Raw genomic sequence first — 18,392 nt, forward strand, 5'->3', positions numbered from 1 at the left:
TGTTAGTAGTTAAAGGAGAAAATTTGGTGAGCAACAACAAACACACCCTTGTTGTAGAAGGTGGTGCAATGCGCGGCATATTTGCCACCGGCGTACTTGATGCGTTCTTAGGGGCACAATACCAACCATTTAATCGCTGCTTTGGTGTTTCTGCTGGGGCAACGAATATTGCGGCTTATTTATGCCAACAAGCTAAACGTAATCATAAAGTGATCACTGATTATTCATGCCGACCCGAGTTTATTAATTTAGCGCGCTTTATCCGTGGTGGACATTTATTTGACTTAGATTGGTTATGGCAAACCACCATGGCTGATATTCGTTTAGATCTTGGCACATTTGCAACACAGAACTGTGAATTTTATATTGTCGCTACCGATATAGACACAGCATCAGCGCAGTATTTAAAAGCGACAGCAGAGCAAATGGAGCAGCAGTTAAAAGCCTCCTGTGCGATTCCTATTGCTTATCGAGATTACCCAGTAATTGATGGTATTGCCATGACCGATGGCGGTGTGGCTGATTCAATTCCGATCCGAAAAGCCTATCAAATGGGGGCTGAAGAAATCACGGTAGTTTTATCACAACCACTTGGATATCGTAAAAAAACCAGTAAGGCCCCATGGTTTACACGCCGCATTTATAAAAACCACCCGGCACTTGCCAGTGCATCTTTAGCTCGTGCTGATAACTATAATGCCAGTATTGCGTTTATTCATAATCCACCTGCAGACTGTAAAATAAATATCATCGCACCACCTGCTGACTTTAACGTTGGCCGCACCACTAAAAACTATCAAAAGCTCAGCGATGGTTACCAAATGGGGATTGTGGCTGCACAGCAACATTTGCAAAGCATACAGCTATAGAACAATGATTTTATCTATAAAAAAGTGTGTGGCAGCTTATTTTTTTTGCTGATGTTGTCACAAAACTGCGCGAACCAAACCTTGTGAAAACGAATAAATTTAGACTGTACCTTGTCATTCGTACTCTATTAATAACAAGGTACACTCATTACAGTGTTATATTTTAAACTCATTTACTTGTTGTTGTAACATACTTGCGAGTAAGGCCAACTCCTGTGATGCTTGTGCGTTTTGCTGTGAACTTTCACTCACTGATGCAATACTAGAACTAAACTCGTTGATGTTACTACTTAATTCATTGGCCACCATTTTTTGCTCTTCAGTGGCTGTTGACACTTGCGTGTTCATATCGGCAATTTCGGTTACCTCTTGATTTATTTCAGTTAAAACTTGTGATGAATATTCTGCATGATCAACACTTTCTTGTGCACTACTTTCAGCGTTGCCCATAGCAACAACAGCTTGTTGAGCCATGCCTTGTAGCTTGCTGATCATTTCATTAATACTCGCTGTGGCTTTTTGGGTATTATGAGCAAGCTGCCTTACTTCATCGGCAACAACAGCAAAACCACGACCAGAATCCCCTGCTCTTGCGGCTTCAATCGCAGCATTTAAAGCCAGTAAGTTAGTTTGCTCTGCAACGCCTTGGATCATCATTACAACCTGATTTATATCATTTGTTTGTGTATTAAGATCGTTTATTAATTGTGTATTTGTATTTACTAACTTAGATAACGTTTGGATTGAGCTAATATTATCAGCAACGGCTTGCTGCCCTTGTTGTGCTTTACTATCTGCATTAGTGGCTTTTTCTGATGTGGCCATCGCATTTTGTGCCACTTGTTCAATCGCACTACTCATTTGCGTAATGGCTGTCGCAATCATTGTAGACTGTTGCTCTTGCTCTGTGGCTGTTGAGGCCACTTGCTCACTAATTGAGTTCATTTCTTCTGCCGCAGAAGATAAAGTTAACGTCGCCCCAGATACATCGGTTACTAAAGTATGTATACGTGACAACATATTATTAAAGTTTCGCGCAGTATCTGCAATTTCATCTTCACCAAGTACATTGGCTCGTATTCGCAAGTCAGCATTATTTGCAATTTGCGTAATGGTATCGCGCAGCGCCATCAATGGATTTTGAATTGAACGATAAATAAAATAAGCAATGGCTAACAACAAAAAAATCAACAGTGCTACTGATAATTTCATCACTAGACTTACTAACGCAAAGTTTTCGTCGGCTTGTTTTTTAAAGTGATTCGCTTCATTTAATTGCAGCTCTATTAAAGCTTGATAGCTCGCACTTAACGGATCGAATACATCATATAGATCAGTAACAAACTGCTGTTGAGAGAGTGACTGGAAATCCCCATTGCGTATTTTATTCAACAAATTTTTGAGGTGCGCTTGAACTGGCTTAAGTTTTTGTTCAACAGTATTTACTAAGCTTTTTTCTTCACTGGTTAAGTCTGTACTAAGGTAAGTATTCCATTCTTTATCGGCTGTATTTTGAGACTGCTGTACTGCCGCTAATAAATCATTTTGGCTTATAGTCCCAGCTCTAAATTTATGAAGTAAATCAACAATATTAACTGCGTAGTTATCTGACACTGTTTTTATCTGTTTCAATGGTACGACACGGTTTTCATATAAACTGCCAATTCCTTTGACTAACCCTCCCATAGTACTAATTGAAAATATGGCAGTAATCGTAAATATTACAACAGGTAAAAGAGCGAGTACGATTAAACGGGAACGGACCAAATAATTATTTAACATAGTATTCCAAAGCTACATCTTTAATATTTACAAGTATAATACGTAATTCAAAAGCCTCTACGTTTTTATAATATTTTTTGCAAAAAAAAGGTATTATAATTTTGCTATACTAGAGTCATAAAATTTTAAGTTATAGCTCAATGATGAAATTGTATAATTTTGGCGTGCTCTGGTTATTGTTATTGCCTCTAGCGTTTACTAGCTTTGTACACGCAAATGAAGCAATCGTTAATCTTCATTTAGCCAGCCCCAGCACAACAGATACCCCTCGTAATCACTATATTCATGCGCTGTTAACGCTCGCCTTTGCTGAGCAAGGAAAACAGGTTAATTTTATATACTCCATTAGACCAATGAATAAAAAACGCGTGGTGGAAGAGTTGTCAAAAGCAAGCAGTATTAATTTAGCTTGGCTATCGCTCCCTGCTAATAGCTACCCAGATTTACATCATACCTCATTGTCAATTTACCAAGGTTTACACGGCAAGCGATTACTAATAATTAATAAAAATCAACAACCGCGCTTCGCTGAAATATCAACTTCAGCACAGCTTAAGCCTTTAATCGCATTACAAAAGCAAAGTTGGTCTGATTATGATGTACTTATCCGCAATGGCTTCACTGTTAATGGTGAGCTAGATTATAAAGGCATGACTAGAGCACTCGAGACAGGTTTGGCAGATTATTTTCCTCGCTCTGTATCAGCTATTGCCGCTGAGGTGACTAAACTGCAGCATCAAAACTTAATGATTGAACCAACGATCATGTTGCAATACCCGAGTCATTATTATTTTTACACTCATAAACAAAACGATGCTTTACTAATGGAGTTAGAGGCAGGGTTACTAAAACTTCAACAAAACGGTAAGTTTGAGCAGCTTTATCAACAATTTTTTGGTGAAAAAGAACGAGATCTCGCATTATCATCGAGAAAAGTTTTTCACCTAAATTAGCGACACCATAGCTCACATTACTTATTGCGAGCTAACAATTAAGTCAGTTCACAATAGGGTCAAGCACCCTAATAAAGTAAATACTTAAATGAAGATTGAACTCGCCCAATCCAATTTTGTAAGCTAGCTTATAACTATAGATGAAGGCATCCGCTTGTTTTGCCCTATATACTGAATACTCTCATGGATAAGGTCTTATTATGATGCGTAAATTGTGGCAGGTAGTCGTTTATCTGATGATATTTTGTGTTGGCTTTGTTGCGGGGTTATACACACTGCCAATTTTAACGGCCCCACCATCCCCCAGCAAACTTGAGCTAGCCACACATGCTCAGCAAGCACTTTATAGTGGTGAATTCAAAGCTGATCTCGCAGGCTCCGATGCTTTGCATTATGGTAACGGCCAAGTCAGATTAACCAATGCAATGATCTCTTTTGATGGCACCTTGAGCCCAGGCCCAGATTACCAACTTTATTTAGCTAATCGCTTTATTGATAATGAAGCCGATTTTTTAGCCTATAAAGGCACAATGACAAGGGTTGCAAGCATAAATACATTCGATGGTTTTATAATTAAGGTGCCAGCCGATATTAATATTGCACGCTTTAACACTGTTATTGTGTGGTGTGAGAGTTTTGAACAATTTATAACCGCGGCTCAGTACCAATGAACAAGTACTGGGAAACAACTGCTTTAAAAGCAACAGAGAGTTGCGGCACAGACTATTTACCAGTTTACTTATTATAAAAACACTATCAGCCAACGAACTTAGCGGGTCGGTTCAAAACCATCATAGTGTGGGATATCAGCATTTATTTGCTCCCAATTCGCTTTTGAGCTGACAAAATTATGACTAATTGGCCGCTCTGTAATATCACTATCGAGTATACCCAGACGCAACCTTAGTCTGCTTATATCATCAAGGTTTTCACTGTAAATTGGGCTACCGCATGCACTACAAAAATAGCGGATACGCCCTGGTTTAAATTCAAAGCTGCTTAACCACTCATTGCCTTTAATTACTTTAAAATCAGCACGATTAATAAACCCGTTAGTAGCAAATGCAGTGCCACTGGCTTTACGACACAACGAGCAGTGGCAATGAATAATGCTCTGGATCGGGCCATCAATTTGCACTGTGACCTTGTTACACAAACAACTTCCTTGATACATGCTAAAACTCTTTTAAAAAAATAAGTCTAAATACTAGCACAATTTTTTATCCAAAAAAGCCGCCTTTGGAGAGGGCGGCTTGGGTGAACAAACAGCTATGGGTGGGAGCTGTTATATCAAGAGACTATAATTTGATTTATGCTACGCGTTGCTCTTCACTAGGTATTTGACGAATTAAGTAATCAAATGCCCCTAGGCTTGCTGTTGCACCACTGCCCATCGCAATGATGATTTGCTTAAATGGTGTGGTCGTTGCATCTCCCGCAGCATATACTCCAGCTAAAGATGTCGCTCCTTTTGCATCTATTATTATTTCGCCAAACTGACTGAGTTCAACATTACTGTCTTTTAACCATTCAGTGTTAGGTATTAAGCCTATTTGTACAAAGATACCTGCTAAGTTTAACTGTTTGTTCTCACCTGAGATGCGATCAGTATAGCTTAAGCCCGTCACTTTTTTACCATCACCGAGTACTTCTGTAGTCTGGGCATTCTTAATAATAGTAATATTTTTTAAGCTTTTCGCTTTACGAATAAGCACTTCATCGGCGCGTAACGTATCTGCAAATTCAAGTACCGTAACGTGCTCAACAATATTAGCTAAATCAATTGCTGCTTCAATGCCCGAATTACCACCACCAATAACGGCAACAGGTTTGCCTTTAAATAACGGTCCATCACAATGTGGACAATACGCTACACCATGACCACGGTATTGTTGTTCACCAGCTACGTTCATTTCACGCCAGCGAGCGCCCGTTGCCAGTACTAACGATTTAGTACTGAGCACAGCTCCATTTTCAAGCGTGATTTCATAACCATTTTTATAACTAAGAGCGACGGCTCGTTGATTGTGCATGACATCTACATCGTACTCTTTAACATGCTCTTCAAGCTGAGCTACGAGCTTAGGCCCCTCGGTTGCTTTAATAGATATAAAATTTTCGATTGCTAGCGTATCAGCTACTTGTCCACCAAACCGGTCAGCAACAATGCCCGTATTTAAACCCTTTCGTGCTGAATAAATTGCTGCAGATGCACCAGCAGGGCCACCACCTACGACAAGCACATCAAATTGTGATTTTTCATTGAGAGAAGTGGCTTGACGCTCGGCCCCTTTACTATCAACTTTATTTAAAATATCAGTTAAGCTCATCGCACCTTGGCTAAATGGCTGGCCGTTTAAGTACACAGCTGGTACAGCTAAGATGTTGCGCTCTTCAACTTCGTTTTGAAATAATGCCCCATCAATCATAGTGGCTTTAATTTGGCTATTGGTAGCTGCCATGGTATTGAGTGCCTGTACAACCTGCGGGCACGTTTGACAGCTTAAGCTAATGTAAATTTCAAAATTAAGCGCTTGATCCAGTGATTGTATTTGTTCAATGTCTTCAGCCTTCGCTTTGCTTGCGTGGCCGCCGCTGTGTAATAAGGCTAACACTAAACTTGTGAATTCATGTCCCATTGGTACACCTGCAAAGGTGATATGGGTATCTTTTATTGCTGAATAAACAACCATAGAAGGAGTGCGAGCGTCAATATCAGGGTTGTTCGATACTGTAAATTTATCGCTTAACGATGCTAAATCGTGAGCTAAGTTTTCAAGTTCTGTTGATTTTTTGCTGTCATCCAAGGCGATAAGCAGCTCAACCGGTTGAGTAAGCGATTCAAAATGGCTTTTTAATTGATTTTTAATATTGTTGTCTAACATGGCTCCGCCCTTGTTTTCAGCAAAAATAAATCCATCACACTCTTGTTTTGTATAAAACTAATGTGCTTAAAAATTGTGTAATGGGTAACGTGATTTTAAGCGCGACTTAAGCCGCGCTTAATGTAGCTACGCTTGGCGAATTAGATTTTGCCAACTAAATCTAAAGAAGGAGCAAGTGTATCTTCACCTGGCTGCCAAGAAGCCGGACATACTTCACCATCATGAGTCGCAATGTATTGTGCCGCTTGTACTTTACGTACTAGCTCTTTGGCACTACGGCCAATACCTAAATCATGTGTTTCAATGATTTTGATTTCGCCCTCAGGGTTCATTACAAACGTACCGCGAAGTGCTAGGCCTTCGTCTTCGATCATTACACCAAAGTTACGTGTAATACGTCCTGTTGGGTCACCGATCATAGGGTAAGTAATTTTACCAATAGTGTCTGATGTATCGTGCCATGCTTTGTGAGTAAAGTGAGTATCAGTCGATACGGAGTAAACCTCTACACCCATTTCTTGTAATTGCGCGTAGTGATCTGCAACATCACCCAGTTCCGTAGGACATACAAAGGTAAAATCAGCTGGGTAGAAAAAGAAAATAGACCACTTACCTAAAACATCTTGTTCTGATAGTTCAACAAAATCACCATTGTGGTAAGCCGTTGCATTGAAAGGTTGTAATTTAGTGTTAATTAATGAAGTGCTCATAGTATTCCTCATTTGTTTATTTAAAGTGTAAACAACGCAGGTTGCTGCGTTGGCTTGAGTAATACAATAAGGTGTAAATAAAAATTAATAAAATTGATTGTTTAGATTAATTCAATCGATTTTATTGACTGAAGCGGTCATTGTCATCTGGACAGATAGGGCTAAAGCTTTTTTTGCGTCTAATGTTACAATGCTCACTGAAAAATATCGCGAATACGTATTTTTAGTTAATTTTGGGGTAAGCCATGAATAAATTCATCAATCATATCCAGTTAGGCTATTTAGGCTTATTGCCCTTTTTAGCGTGTGTCGGTTGGCCGTTATTAGTCGGTAGTAATAACTTTAATATGCAGTTTTTTACTTTTTATAGTATTGCAATTTTGGCTTTTATGAGTGGTAACTTATGGCACGCTGGACAACAGAGTTATCGAGATGCGATTAAGGCTATACTACCGATTTTACCGCTTGGCTTTTTAGCTTTTTTACCACAACACATAACCTTGGCTTGGTTAGCGGTTAGTTTTTGGCTGGTATTACTATTTGAAAAAACCAGCCCGCAATGGCAAAGCTACCATGCTGATTATCAAAAAATGCGCTTTGTATTAACCTCAGTGGTGTTTGTTTGCCATATATTAGTAATAGGCATTAGTTTATACCCTAACTAGCTCGCCCTTTAAAACGGATTAATGTACCATCCGTGCACTGCTTTTTGAGGAACTAAAATGATAGACCAATTGCGCCAACAGCTTGATCAACTCGGTGAAAACTATGTTGAGAAAAGCGCTCATTTCAAAATTAAAGTGATCCCTTTTTTTTGTGCTATTCAAATCAAGAAAGATCATAAGAGTGAAGGCCGATTATCGTTTTATTCTAATCAATGGCTTGAAATTGCACTCGTGGTACTCTTTTTACTGTTTGGCTTAATGCTCTTCGATCCAGACGCAGGCTTTACTCATGGCCCTATTCATATTGCGTTTGCAGTATTAATCACGTTTAATTTAATTATCAAACAAATCGCGATTGAAGGACTAAAGACTCGCTTAGCGTTTTTACGTTTAATTGATCATGATGCTAAAAACACACCACTAGAATAATTGAATTAATGTATTTAAATCCTAATTGGCGGATCCTTACCGTTGGCGATGGCGACTTATCGTTTTCTCATGCTTTATCTACTGATCTAAAGCCGGCCAAGTTAGTTGCTTCTACCTATGATAGTGCAGCCACGATTACCTCCAAATATGCTGATAACGCACTAAATGCACTGCGAGATCATCACATTACGGTACTTGATAGTTTTGATGTGACTGACCCACAAGCCTGGCAACGCTTAAATGGCGAGCTATTTGATGTGGTGATTTTTCAATTTCCGCTTATTCCTGCTTTTGTCGGGGAGAGTGCTTATCGTGAAAACACCCAAACAACCAGTATGAACACCCTCAACCGGGCTTTGCTACACCAATATATTAAATATGCCACCAGCTATGCTCTTGATAACAATGGCCCAATGTTGTGCTACATCACCTCAAAAGATGTTAAACCATATCGTGAGTGGAATATTGAAGGCAGCTTAAATTATGGCTTAGCATCACGCTATATCGGCCAAATGCCATTTGATATCAGTCCTTTCCCTGGCTATAAAATCCGTAATGTTGATCGTGACAAACACGTAAAAGACACCAGTGGCACCACTTATGTATTCAGCCCCAAAGAAACGACTGAACTCCATAATCGATTAACTATACCAAGCTACTTAGCAGTTGATAGCTGTTCGTTGTGCCGAGTAGGTCCATTTCAAGCCAGTGAAGATAAACAAAAACACCTATTAGCTAAAAAGCACCAACAAATGTTAGGCTTTGAGGCAGACTGGCAAGCTTGGCTTGCACAATTCAACAATCAGGAGTGACCATGAATTTTGTGATAGTCGGCACTAATTTTATTAGCGATACTTTACTTGCAGCGGCTAAAACAGTCAGTGAGTTTTCATTATATGGCGTATGTTCGCGTGCCGAGCAAAGCGGTCATGCGTTTTTAGCTAAGCACGCTATAAAAAATGCAAAAGTATTTACGACTATTGAGCAAGTATGCAGCGACGACAGTGTAGACGCTGTATATATCGCAGCCCCCAATAGTTTGCATAAAAGCTATGCTGTGGCCTGTTTAAATGCAGGAAAACACGTGTTAGGTGAAAAACCTGCAGCAGCAAATAGCCAAGAATTAGCCGCGATAGTGGACGCGGCAAAACAAAATAATCGCCTTTATATGGAAGCGATGATGACCACTCACCTGCCTAACTTTACCGTTTTACAACAAGCCATTGCCAAAATTGGGACGCCACGTAAATACATAGGTCAGTATAGTCAATATTCATCACGCTATGATAAATACAAAAATGGTGAGCGCCCTAACACCTTTTTGCCAGCATTCGCTAATGGTGCGCTCGTCGATTTAGGGGTTTATCCGCTATATATCTTGATTGCACTTTGGGGTGCACCAAACACGGTAAAAGCCAGTGGAGTATTACTTGAAACAGGGGTAGATGGTGCTGGTGATGTATTACTAAATTATAGTGATAAGCAAGCAGTGATCAGTTATTCAAAAATATCTCAAGGTGATAATTTTACAGAAATCCAAGGTGAGCTGGGCCGTATTAGAATTGAAGCCGTTTCGTTATTAAAACAGATACAATTTATTGCTAATGATGGCGGTGTTGAAGAATTATCACAGCCATTTGATGAACACTTTATGCGCCACGAAGTTGCCCATTTCATTACAATCGCCAACGCAGGACAACTCGAATCACCTATCAATACCCATCAACTAAGTATCAATGTGATGGCTGTACTTGATAAAGCAAGACAGCAACTTGGTGTTATTTATCCTGCCGACCGGCTATAAGCTACAAAATATTATTCACGCAAAACAACGCCTCAATGCTTTGAGGCTTGCCAATGTTGTTGTCACTTTTATCATACGCTTGCAATCTGCTCACTAATTTAATGCGTATCCAAATCTTCCTAGTTTGCAAATAAAATCCATGAATTCTTTAGTTAATTGAAATTATATTCTATAGTTATTTAGCATTATAATTAAATCGCAGCAGAGGCAATTTTGACAATTAGATTAATGCTTAGAACTGTTTTTGCTCTAGCAATCACAATTGCAGCAGGGCTACTCATTATCATATTACTGTTAAAAACGGGATTATCTGATAGTCAACAATCAGCTCAGCAACGCTATCAACTAAGTCATTTTGCTAAGCTGTCTGCCTCCAACTCTATCAAGCTAACAGAACTTGCCCGACAATATGTTGTCACCCTACAACCTAGCTATAAAAAACAATACTATGAACTTGTAAATCAAATTGAAGGAACTGAACCCTGGTTAGACGGTCGTAAAAAATCTTATATTGATCGCTTAAAAGAATTCAATGTGAATGAACAAGAACTTGCTTTGCTAAATAAATCTAACTCGCTCTCTTTGCAGTTAGTCAACACTGAAGAACAAGCTTTTCAATTGGTAAGTAGTTTTGCTGGGCAATCACCATCATTATTAAATACGAGCGAATCAAAACAGTGGGTACAGGCAATAGGACTGCTAACCGATAAGGGATATATGGATGAAGTAGCTAAAATACAGACACCGGTGCAAGAATTTTTAGCTGCAGTAGAAAACAGCAGCTTGCAAGAAGTAATGAATAATAACAACCGTGTTGCTAATTTAAGCCTTATTAGTATTGTGATGGTATTAGTTATAATCACTATTTTAATTTTATGCTACTTACAGCTAGAGAAGCGCGTAATAAAGACAACCACGCTATTAGTCAATGAAGCACAACGAATCGCCAATGGTGATCTAACGCATAAAATTGCTCACTCCGGTAACGATGAAATTGCAGAGTTATCAGCCAGTTTTAATATTATGATCGATAAACTATCTACCTTACTGTCAGAAATTAACTCGCAATCCCAACAAGCCCAAATTGCTGCCAACGAGCTAGATTCTATTGCACAGCAGGCAAGACTGCTTAATGACGAGCAGAGTCAAGCAATTGAGGTGATCTCAAGTTCAGTATATGAAAACTCCACCGCCGTCAAAGAAGTATCAAAAAACTGCTCTGAAGCGGCTCAAAACGCAGGAGATGCGGATGCTAAAACACAAGCAGGGATCGATGTCGTTAATCAGAGTATTCATTCTGTCGAATCGGTTGCTGAAATATTAACCGAGTCAATTAATGATTTAAATGATCTCGAATCTTCAGTTAACGAAGTAGCGGTGATCTTAAATGTGATCAGCAATATTGCTGAACAAACTAATCTATTAGCACTTAATGCTGCAATTGAGGCCGCACGAGCTGGCGAACAAGGTCGAGGTTTTGCCGTCGTTGCCGACGAGGTAAGGACATTAGCGAGCAGAACACAAAGCTCAACAGTTGAGATACAACAAAAAATCAATAGCTTACAGTCTGCAAGTAACGCTGTAACCGAACGGATCCGTAGCAGTGATACGCGGGTTAAAGACGCAGTATCAAACTCAGAAAAAGTGGGCTCAATGCTCAAAGAAATAAGCACCCAAGTGCGCTTAATTTCAGATGCAAACCGAACCATTGCAGCTGCATCCGAGCAACAAGCACAAGTAACCGAAGATATAGCTGAACGCTTAACTGGTATTCAAGATGCCAGTATGCAGTCGAAGTCGCAAACCGCACAAATTTCGTCTTCGTCTAGTGAACTCGCGCAAGTTGCGATTAATTTAAATACACAAATAAATAAGTTTAAATTAAGTTAACGGATCTCTGGATTAAAAACCTCAGGCTTTTATACAGCAACAGCCTAAGGTTTTAGAGTAGCTAAAAACGATAAGTAACTGAAGCACCTAATGTTTGTGGGCTAACTACAGAGACATAACCAGTTGGATACCTGCCACTTACAGGCTCTACACTGGTATAACCTTGTTCATCAAAGGCATTATTAATATAAGCGCTAATTAACCAATTCATTGTGTCATAGCTTATTGTAGCGCGAGTAATAGTGTAATCACCTGCCATGCGCTCTTCACTGTTAGTAAGATCACCGTAATACTCATCGACATAATTTGCACTGACATTGATTTTAAGGTTGTCAGTAAACCAATGAGACAGACCTAAACTGGCTGTAAATGAAGGGGCTGAATTAAGTTCGTTACCAACCGCTTCAGAATACGTTGTAGATGCGTCAATTTTTGTTTTTAACAATCCTAGACCAGCATGTAACTGCCATTGCTCACCTAACATACTGTAAGCCTCAAGCTCTAAACCATAACTATGAGCGTCATCGATATTAGTAATTCTACGATCTGAACTTAATGCCTGATAACCGTCAAAGTTATTGTAAAAGACATTTGCACTGATATTAATGTCGCCGTTATTTAATACACTACGTGTGCCTACCTCATAGGTATTAACAGTTTCTTCATCATAGTAATAATAATCTTCAGCATTAAAGTCGAGTGCACCACCGCCGGAATTATAACCACGCCGCGCACTGGCTGATAAAGTAGTTGCCTCGGTAACTTTGTATTGAATAGCTAAGGTAGGTAATTTAATAGTATTAGAATCATCTAGCTGTTCAGCTAAGGCATCGCCTCTAAATGCCATGTTAAAGTTACGAAGTTGACTTTCATGTTCAACCCGCAAGCCACCTGTTACTATTAACTTATCTGTTAGGTTGAAGCTTGCCTCTGAGTAAATAGCTATCGAATCACTGCTATCATCACCAAAATAATCTGTTGCTCCAGTACTGTCGAAATCTTGATCTCGATCGAAATAAGCTAAGCCAATAAAACCTGAGTAAAAATCACTACTAAGACCGAAGTTTAATTTACCATCAATGGTAATATTTTTTTCATCCATAGTAACATCAGATTCTGCTGTTGCTAGCGGCTCATAAGCATCAAACGCCCAATGATAATCCATATATGCCACCAGCAGATCCACAGAGAAGTTCTCATCAATCTTATATTCAAAATCGATTTGTGTTGTATCTGAATCTGTATCCATTATACGTTGAAACAGTGGTATATAATCAGATGGGTTGTCACCTTCATAATAATGACGACCAGAATTTCCTTTTTCACTGTAGTTTGAATAACTTAGTTGAATTGATAGATCATCAAATGGAGTATAAAGTAATTTTGCTCGGGTGCTTGAGGTGTTTAATTTATTTAGATCGCGATCTGTCGGATTTGTTTCATAGACAGTTGGGTTACTGTAAGTTTCACCATCAACATATTGAGTCGATAACCTAAAAGCAAGTACATCTTCAACTAATGCACCGGAAACAACGGCTGCGGTGTCAAGGTAGCTATCTTGATTGCGGTAACCGACTCGCACTGCGCCTTCAAAGTCTTGAGTCGGTGCTTTGGTTGTCATATAAACAGCGCCAGCAATGCTATTACGACCATTACTTGTTGATTGTGGACCTCGATACACTGCTATTTGCTCCATATCCCACAAACCAGTATCACCGGTTAAATCAGCGACAAACGGCTGACCTACACCGTCAACTAACGTTGATACTCGCGCTTTAGAGCCACCACTAAACGAATTAAACCCTGTTGCTCCACCGTTACCTGACACACCACGCATATCAGGAACTGACCCCGTTAACACCACTACATTCGCCATTTCTGCAAGCGCTTCTGAAACAGATGCTAGCTGACCATTTTCTAATAACGACTTATCGACGACCGCAACTGAGGTAATAGTGTCTTTAAGTGATTTTGCTATTTTTTCACCCGTAACAACGATAGTATCGATTGATTCGCGATTACCCTCATCATCTGCTAATACCTGAGCTTGAGTAAATAACAGCGCGCTGGCAATAAGCAGTGAAAGCTTATTGCGTTTAAATAAAGCAGCCAAAATAATTTCCTTTTTTTGAGACATTTTAAATTGCGCGAAAAAATACCATATCAACTACAGTATTGCAATTGAGTTTACTTATCATTTAGAATGGCATTAAAAATAAACTATTATTGCTCTTATGTCTCAATTTACCGTTATTGTTATCTTACTCATTGCTATAACTGTGCTCTACTGCAGTAATCGCCATCAAAGATTACTTACTAAACCTATTTCTAAACACTGGCGTACACTTGCGCTAATGCTGTTTATAACTGCAATTATCATTTCTTTTTCTACACTGTCTAAATTAGCAGCAAGCTTCTTTATTATTTTAATACTGATGCTCGCTTTAATGGTCATGCCATTTGCAAGCTTAATTAAAGTGAAAGGGCTAAGAAATGACATCTGAGCAAAGACAAAAAATTCAACCAACTTGGCTTGGTAAAAGTTTAGCTGGTGTATTGCTGGGTTTAGCGCTGGCTTATATTCTGATTGCTTTTTTTGCTTGGTACGGCCCAGGCGGAATTGATGCCCAAGACAAGGTTCAATTTAATATGTGGATGATCCCGATTTTATGGCTCACGCTCTTTAGTTTTACTTATTTATTTAATTCAGCGAGGCAAGCTTGGCTCATACTCGGTGGAGCAAATGTTATCTTGTATAGTTTATTTTTGCTGTTAAGGGGTGGATTATGAAAGTAAGAGCCGATATTTTACGCACCTACCAAGGTGTGCATACATGGACGGGGATCATTGCAGGTTTAGTACTTTTCATCGGCTTTTATGCTGGTAGTTTGACCATGTTTAAACATGAAATCCAACAATGGGCAGAGCCAACTACTGCACCACTTACCGATCCCACTACTACAAACTATCAAAGCTTAGTCGACAAAGCCATCACTGTTTATCCTGAGCAAATGGCAAAAGGTTTTGAACTCGACCTTTTAACAACAGCTGCGCCACTGTCGTGGTATACACAAGGTCAAGCTCGTGGCATGCACCTAGATAATCAACAGCAAACAGCATATCTTGATGAAGATCAAAAGCTGATAATTGCTGATCAAGCAGAACATAAACTTGCTGATTTAATCGATTACCTACACCGTACCGCAGGCTTTATTGGTGAAATTGGCCACGACCAATCTGGCGTTTACATTCTAGGTATTGCTGCAGGACTGTATTTTTTAGCCTTGGTGTCCGGTGTAATTATCCTTTTACCAACACTGGTAAAAACATTTTTTGCGCTGCGAAAAGAAAAAGGCCCGAGTCGCTTTTGGTTAGATAGCCATAACCTTATTGGCGTTGCGAGTTTGCCCTTTCATTTGATCATTGCGTTTACTGTTATTGTATTTGCTTTTCACGACTTAATTTATGATGGTTTGGCCCAGTTTTATGGTGACAAACCACTATTTGAGCGTCCCCCAACCGCAACACACGCTTATAACATCAGCGAACTGAAACGTATTGATACACAAATACTAGCGGCTAAGGGCTACGCTACAGGCTATGAGCCAATACATATTAGCTACAGTCGATTGAATTTAGCGTCCCCTTCCGCTGTATTTAAAATGAGTAATGATTCTGCAGTGGTACGTGGACCTGATACGGATTATTTATTTATGAACCCGTATACTTTAGAGATCAGCGGATCAACTTACCCACAGGGTGAAGAAAGCTTCTGGGGCAATTTTGTCGCGAGTATCTTTTCACTGCATTTTGGAACATATGGCGGTGAGTGGGGTCGCTGGGCTTACTTTATAATGGGACTATTCGGCGCATTGCTTTTTTATTCAGGCAACTTATTATGGATAGACAAACGAATGAAAAAAGATGCAAATAAAACCGGCACACATATTATGGCAAAGTTAACGATTGGCGTGTGTTTAGGATCCATGCTCGCTGTTGTTGCAGTATTATTGTTAGCAAAATGGAGTAACATACTGATAAATAACATTAATCACCATTATATGCAGTGTTATTATGTTGTTTTTTTTATTTCCTTAGCCTACTGCTTTACACTAGGCGCTAACAAAGCAAGCTATACTGGCTTAATAACATTATCGATTTTAACCGTATGTTTACCCATCTCGAGTGTTATTCAAGGCCTGAATAATTTAGCTCTGCTCCCCTATTACGAAAGCTATTCTGTTGATTTTATAGCCACACTTTTCTCAGTTATGTTTTTCTTTATCGCTAAACGCTTAAAGCAAAAACCCATTAAAGATAAAGTAATTCTGGATCACAAAACAATAGAGTTCATAAGGTAAATAAAGGCTCACGCATTGTTTAATACGTGAGCCTGCATCACTTAATGGCTGCTATTTATCGCAAATATATTAAATTGTTACATTAATCTGTACACTCTGCAGATAATTTCCTTTTTCATTTTTTATACGTTATGTCTCGAGTTATTTCTCCTTTTTTCATTGCTTTTATATGTGTATTACTTGCCATGGTGACTATTCAGTCAGGCGCTTCAATTGCTAAGCAACTATTTCCATTAATTGGCCCTGAAGGGACAACCGCACTTCGTTTAGGTTTTTCAGCAACGATATTGTGCTTAGTGTTTAAACCTTGGCGCGCCTTTCCGCCACTGGGTCAACGCATGCCAATTATTGTTTATGGCTTATGCTTAGGCGGTATGAACATTTTTTTTTACTACGCCATTGCGCGTATTCCATTGGGGATTGCGGTCGCCCTTGAATTTACCGGCCCGTTAGCGGTAGCGCTGCTATCATCGCGACGTAAGCGAGATTTATTTTGGGTCGCCTGTGCTATATCGGGGATCGTAATGTTGCTCCCGGATATGAAAGGTGAAGAAAGTCTCGATCTACTGGGCGTGATTCTGGCACTGGGAGCTGGTGCGTGTTGGGCTGGCTATATCTTATTTGGCAAAAAAACGGGTAATCAAAGCTCTGGCGGGATGACTGTTGCCCTTGGTATGAGTGTCGCTGCACTTATATTAGTGCCTTATGGTGCTATTTCTCAAGGTGGTGCACTACTAAACTGGGAAGTGATCCCTTTAGGTTTATTGGTTGCTATTATGTCAAGTGCCCTACCTTATACACTGGAAATGGTTGCACTGCGTAATATGCCTGCACAAGGGTTTAGTATTATGATGAGCTTAGAGCCCGCTATTGCGGCACTTGCTGGCTTTATTATTTTAGGCGAGTTATTAACTCTTTGGCAATGGTTAGCCATTCTTTTGGTGATAGTTGCATCGGTTGGCAGTTCAATGTCTACAAGTAAAGACAGCAACTAACAAACCAAAAAAGACGTAAAAATATTAGTTATAAAGCTAAATGTTGATTTTGATCAAAGGGGAGTAACGTGTTTAGACAATACGATTACCCCCTGCATTTTTTGCAACATACATTGCTTGATCTGCATGTTGAATAAGTTGTTGTTCATTCTCGCCCATTTCAGGATAACTGGCGATACCGATACTGACTGAAAGCTGTAATGAATGTTCATCTATCACAAAAGCTTGTTCGCACTCTTTGCGGATTTTTTCAGCTGTTTTTTGTACGTCTGAGCGTAAGCTAATCCCATGAAGTAAGACTAAAAATTCGTCGCCACCTAAGCGCCCAACAGTATCAGATCCTCGAATACACCCTTGCAGCCGAGCTGCAATTGCTTGCAATAATCGATCACCACATTGATGCCCATATGAATCATTAACTTCTTTAAAACCATCAAAATCTATAAATAGTAGCGATAATTCAACTTGCTGTCGGTCAGCCTTCTTTAATGTTGATTGAATTCGGTCAAGTAACAGCATGCGATTGGGTAAACCCGTTAGCTGATCATGTCCCACCATATGTTGTAATTGCTTTTCAAATTTTTTGCGCTCGGTGATATCATGAGCAACAGCAATTCTGAACTGATGTGAATCAGACCAGCGGACAGACCATAATATATGCACCACTCGCCCGTCTTTTCTCACCCAACGATTTTCAAAGCGCGGTTTAGAGCCCCCAGATAATAACGTATTTACTGCGTCAAGCGTGATCTCAATATCTTCTTTATAAACAAAGTCGAGCATTGGTTTACCAATTACTTCGCAAGGCTCGTAACCAAAAATGTCTTTAAAAGCCGCGCTCACAAAAACAAATACCCCTTGCTTGTCAACCACGCAAACAGCGTCAAGCATCAGTTCAAGTACATCCGAGAGACAAATCACACCACTATTTTTCATTCAACTCCATGCCTCAAACAGTAAAAATACAGTCTTTATTATTTATTTACAGTACCCATCAGTTAAGCAATCAATCATTGCGTAATAGTGTATAACGTATCTTAGGATACGGT

17 protein-coding genes are annotated in these 18,392 nt (G+C 39.5%); 11 read left to right on the plus strand and 6 right to left on the minus strand.

From position 1 onward, the window contains the following. The first annotated feature begins 23 nt into the window (after positions 1 to 23). Positions 24 to 869 (plus strand): patatin family protein, encoded by an 846-nt coding sequence (locus H5200_RS10030; protein WP_259399199.1) that lies wholly within the window; start codon positions 24 to 26, stop codon positions 867 to 869. Positions 870 to 1,025: 156 nt separating this feature from the next. On the opposite strand, the gene H5200_RS10035 is transcribed toward H5200_RS10030, so the two are convergent. Next, entirely contained in the window at positions 1,026 to 2,651 is a 1,626-nt protein-coding gene (locus tag H5200_RS10035; RefSeq protein ID WP_182761422.1) for a methyl-accepting chemotaxis protein, read from the minus strand. 140 nt (positions 2,652 to 2,791) lie between these two features. Here H5200_RS10035 and H5200_RS10040 point away from each other — a divergent pair, with 140 nt between their 5' ends. Together H5200_RS10040 and H5200_RS10045 are read left to right on the plus strand one after the other, a co-directional pair. Continuing rightward, positions 2,792 to 3,604, plus strand: coding sequence for a transporter substrate-binding domain-containing protein (locus H5200_RS10040; protein ID WP_259398736.1), 813 nt, complete (start codon positions 2,792 to 2,794; stop codon positions 3,602 to 3,604). A gap of 200 nt (positions 3,605 to 3,804) precedes the next feature. Continuing rightward, entirely contained in the window at positions 3,805 to 4,275 is a 471-nt protein-coding gene (locus H5200_RS10045; protein ID WP_145234199.1) for a DM13 domain-containing protein, read from the plus strand. Between the two features lie 98 nt (positions 4,276 to 4,373). Here the strand turns inward: H5200_RS10045 and H5200_RS10050 are convergent, their stop codons facing one another. The 3 genes from H5200_RS10050 to ahpC all read right to left on the minus strand — a co-directional run bounded on the left by H5200_RS10050 (position 4,374) and on the right by ahpC (position 7,199). Next, the gene (locus tag H5200_RS10050; RefSeq protein ID WP_182761423.1) at positions 4,374 to 4,778 is read right to left on the minus strand and encodes a GFA family protein; all 405 of its coding nucleotides are present in this window, start codon (positions 4,776 to 4,778) and stop codon (positions 4,374 to 4,376) included. Positions 4,779 to 4,914: 136 nt separating this feature from the next. Then, positions 4,915 to 6,489, minus strand: coding sequence for an alkyl hydroperoxide reductase subunit F (gene ahpF, locus H5200_RS10055; RefSeq protein ID WP_182761424.1), 1,575 nt, complete (start codon positions 6,487 to 6,489; stop codon positions 4,915 to 4,917). 140 nt (positions 6,490 to 6,629) lie between these two features. Next, positions 6,630 to 7,199: an alkyl hydroperoxide reductase subunit C gene (ahpC, locus tag H5200_RS10060; protein ID WP_182757407.1), complete on the minus strand. Its 570-nt coding sequence runs from the start codon at positions 7,197 to 7,199 to the stop codon at positions 6,630 to 6,632. A 245-nt stretch (positions 7,200 to 7,444) separates the two neighbouring features. Here ahpC and H5200_RS10065 point away from each other — a divergent pair, with 245 nt between their 5' ends. The 5 genes from H5200_RS10065 (at position 7,445) to H5200_RS10085 (ending at position 11,987) form a co-directional block, all read left to right on the plus strand. Continuing rightward, positions 7,445 to 7,864 carry a DUF3429 domain-containing protein gene (locus tag H5200_RS10065; RefSeq protein WP_149980032.1) on the plus strand — a complete coding sequence of 140 codons (420 nt, stop codon included), beginning with the start codon at positions 7,445 to 7,447 and terminating at the stop codon, positions 7,862 to 7,864. 57 nt (positions 7,865 to 7,921) lie between these two features. Continuing rightward, positions 7,922 to 8,293, plus strand: coding sequence for a hypothetical protein (locus tag H5200_RS10070; protein WP_145234209.1), 372 nt, complete (start codon positions 7,922 to 7,924; stop codon positions 8,291 to 8,293). Between the two features lie 8 nt (positions 8,294 to 8,301). After that, the gene (locus H5200_RS10075; RefSeq protein WP_182730895.1) at positions 8,302 to 9,105 is read left to right on the plus strand and encodes a class I SAM-dependent methyltransferase; all 804 of its coding nucleotides are present in this window, start codon (positions 8,302 to 8,304) and stop codon (positions 9,103 to 9,105) included. Positions 9,106 to 9,107: 2 nt separating this feature from the next. Continuing rightward, complete coding sequence (locus tag H5200_RS10080; RefSeq protein ID WP_182761425.1) at positions 9,108 to 10,097, plus strand: Gfo/Idh/MocA family protein; 990 nt, start codon at positions 9,108 to 9,110, stop codon at positions 10,095 to 10,097. 213 nt (positions 10,098 to 10,310) lie between these two features. Continuing rightward, on the plus strand, positions 10,311 to 11,987 hold the full coding sequence (locus tag H5200_RS10085; protein ID WP_182761426.1) for a methyl-accepting chemotaxis protein: 1,677 nt from the start codon (positions 10,311 to 10,313) through the stop codon (positions 11,985 to 11,987). Positions 11,988 to 12,048: 61 nt separating this feature from the next. On the opposite strand, the gene H5200_RS10090 is transcribed toward H5200_RS10085, so the two are convergent. Beyond that, positions 12,049 to 14,124 carry a TonB-dependent receptor gene (locus tag H5200_RS10090; RefSeq protein ID WP_182761427.1) on the minus strand — a complete coding sequence of 692 codons (2,076 nt, stop codon included), beginning with the start codon at positions 14,122 to 14,124 and terminating at the stop codon, positions 12,049 to 12,051. Positions 14,125 to 14,480: 356 nt separating this feature from the next. On the opposite strand from H5200_RS10090, the gene H5200_RS10095 reads away from it, so the two are divergent. From H5200_RS10095 to H5200_RS10105, 3 genes are all read left to right on the plus strand, one after another. Next, complete coding sequence (locus H5200_RS10095) at positions 14,481 to 14,777, plus strand: hypothetical protein (RefSeq protein WP_145234221.1); 297 nt, start codon at positions 14,481 to 14,483, stop codon at positions 14,775 to 14,777. Next, a complete protein-coding gene (locus H5200_RS10100; RefSeq protein WP_145234223.1) occupies positions 14,774 to 16,348 on the plus strand; it encodes a PepSY domain-containing protein in 1,575 nt (524 codons plus the stop codon). The genes H5200_RS10095 and H5200_RS10100 overlap by 4 nt, the downstream gene beginning before the upstream one ends. 131 nt (positions 16,349 to 16,479) lie before the next feature. Further along, entirely contained in the window at positions 16,480 to 17,343 is an 864-nt protein-coding gene (locus H5200_RS10105; protein ID WP_182761428.1) for a DMT family transporter, read from the plus strand. A 72-nt stretch (positions 17,344 to 17,415) separates the two neighbouring features. Here H5200_RS10105 and H5200_RS10110 read toward each other — a convergent pair whose 3' ends face one another. Then, positions 17,416 to 18,279: a diguanylate cyclase domain-containing protein gene (locus H5200_RS10110; RefSeq protein WP_182761429.1), complete on the minus strand. Its 864-nt coding sequence runs from the start codon at positions 18,277 to 18,279 to the stop codon at positions 17,416 to 17,418. Between the last annotated feature and the right edge of the window lie 113 nt (positions 18,280 to 18,392).

The sequence above is a fragment of the Pseudoalteromonas sp. SG43-7 genome (assembly GCF_014164295.1).
GTDB lineage: Bacteria > Pseudomonadota > Gammaproteobacteria > Enterobacterales > Alteromonadaceae > Pseudoalteromonas > Pseudoalteromonas rhizosphaerae.

Excerpts from the sequence above, each read along its gene's own strand:
- H5200_RS10035 (WP_182761422.1), bottom strand. The coding sequence starts at position 2,651 with ATGTTAAATAATTATTTGGTCCGTTCCCGTTTAATCGTACTCGCTCTT.
- H5200_RS10040 (WP_259398736.1), top strand. The coding sequence starts at position 2,792 with ATGATGAAATTGTATAATTTTGGCGTGCTCTGGTTATTGTTATTGCCT.
- H5200_RS10045 (WP_145234199.1), top strand. The coding sequence starts at position 3,805 with ATGATGCGTAAATTGTGGCAGGTAGTCGTTTATCTGATGATATTTTGT.
- H5200_RS10050 (WP_182761423.1), bottom strand. The coding sequence starts at position 4,778 with ATGTATCAAGGAAGTTGTTTGTGTAACAAGGTCACAGTGCAAATTGAT.
- ahpF (WP_182761424.1), bottom strand. The coding sequence starts at position 6,489 with ATGTTAGACAACAATATTAAAAATCAATTAAAAAGCCATTTTGAATCG.
- ahpC (WP_182757407.1), bottom strand. The coding sequence starts at position 7,199 with ATGAGCACTTCATTAATTAACACTAAATTACAACCTTTCAATGCAACG.
- H5200_RS10065 (WP_149980032.1), top strand. The coding sequence starts at position 7,445 with ATGAATAAATTCATCAATCATATCCAGTTAGGCTATTTAGGCTTATTG.
- H5200_RS10070 (WP_145234209.1), top strand. The coding sequence starts at position 7,922 with ATGATAGACCAATTGCGCCAACAGCTTGATCAACTCGGTGAAAACTAT.
- H5200_RS10075 (WP_182730895.1), top strand. The coding sequence starts at position 8,302 with ATGTATTTAAATCCTAATTGGCGGATCCTTACCGTTGGCGATGGCGAC.
- H5200_RS10080 (WP_182761425.1), top strand. The coding sequence starts at position 9,108 with ATGAATTTTGTGATAGTCGGCACTAATTTTATTAGCGATACTTTACTT.
- H5200_RS10090 (WP_182761427.1), bottom strand. The coding sequence starts at position 14,124 with ATGTCTCAAAAAAAGGAAATTATTTTGGCTGCTTTATTTAAACGCAAT.
- H5200_RS10095 (WP_145234221.1), top strand. The coding sequence starts at position 14,481 with ATGACATCTGAGCAAAGACAAAAAATTCAACCAACTTGGCTTGGTAAA.
- H5200_RS10100 (WP_145234223.1), top strand. The coding sequence starts at position 14,774 with ATGAAAGTAAGAGCCGATATTTTACGCACCTACCAAGGTGTGCATACA.
- H5200_RS10105 (WP_182761428.1), top strand. The coding sequence starts at position 16,480 with ATGTCTCGAGTTATTTCTCCTTTTTTCATTGCTTTTATATGTGTATTA.
- H5200_RS10110 (WP_182761429.1), bottom strand. The coding sequence starts at position 18,279 with ATGAAAAATAGTGGTGTGATTTGTCTCTCGGATGTACTTGAACTGATG.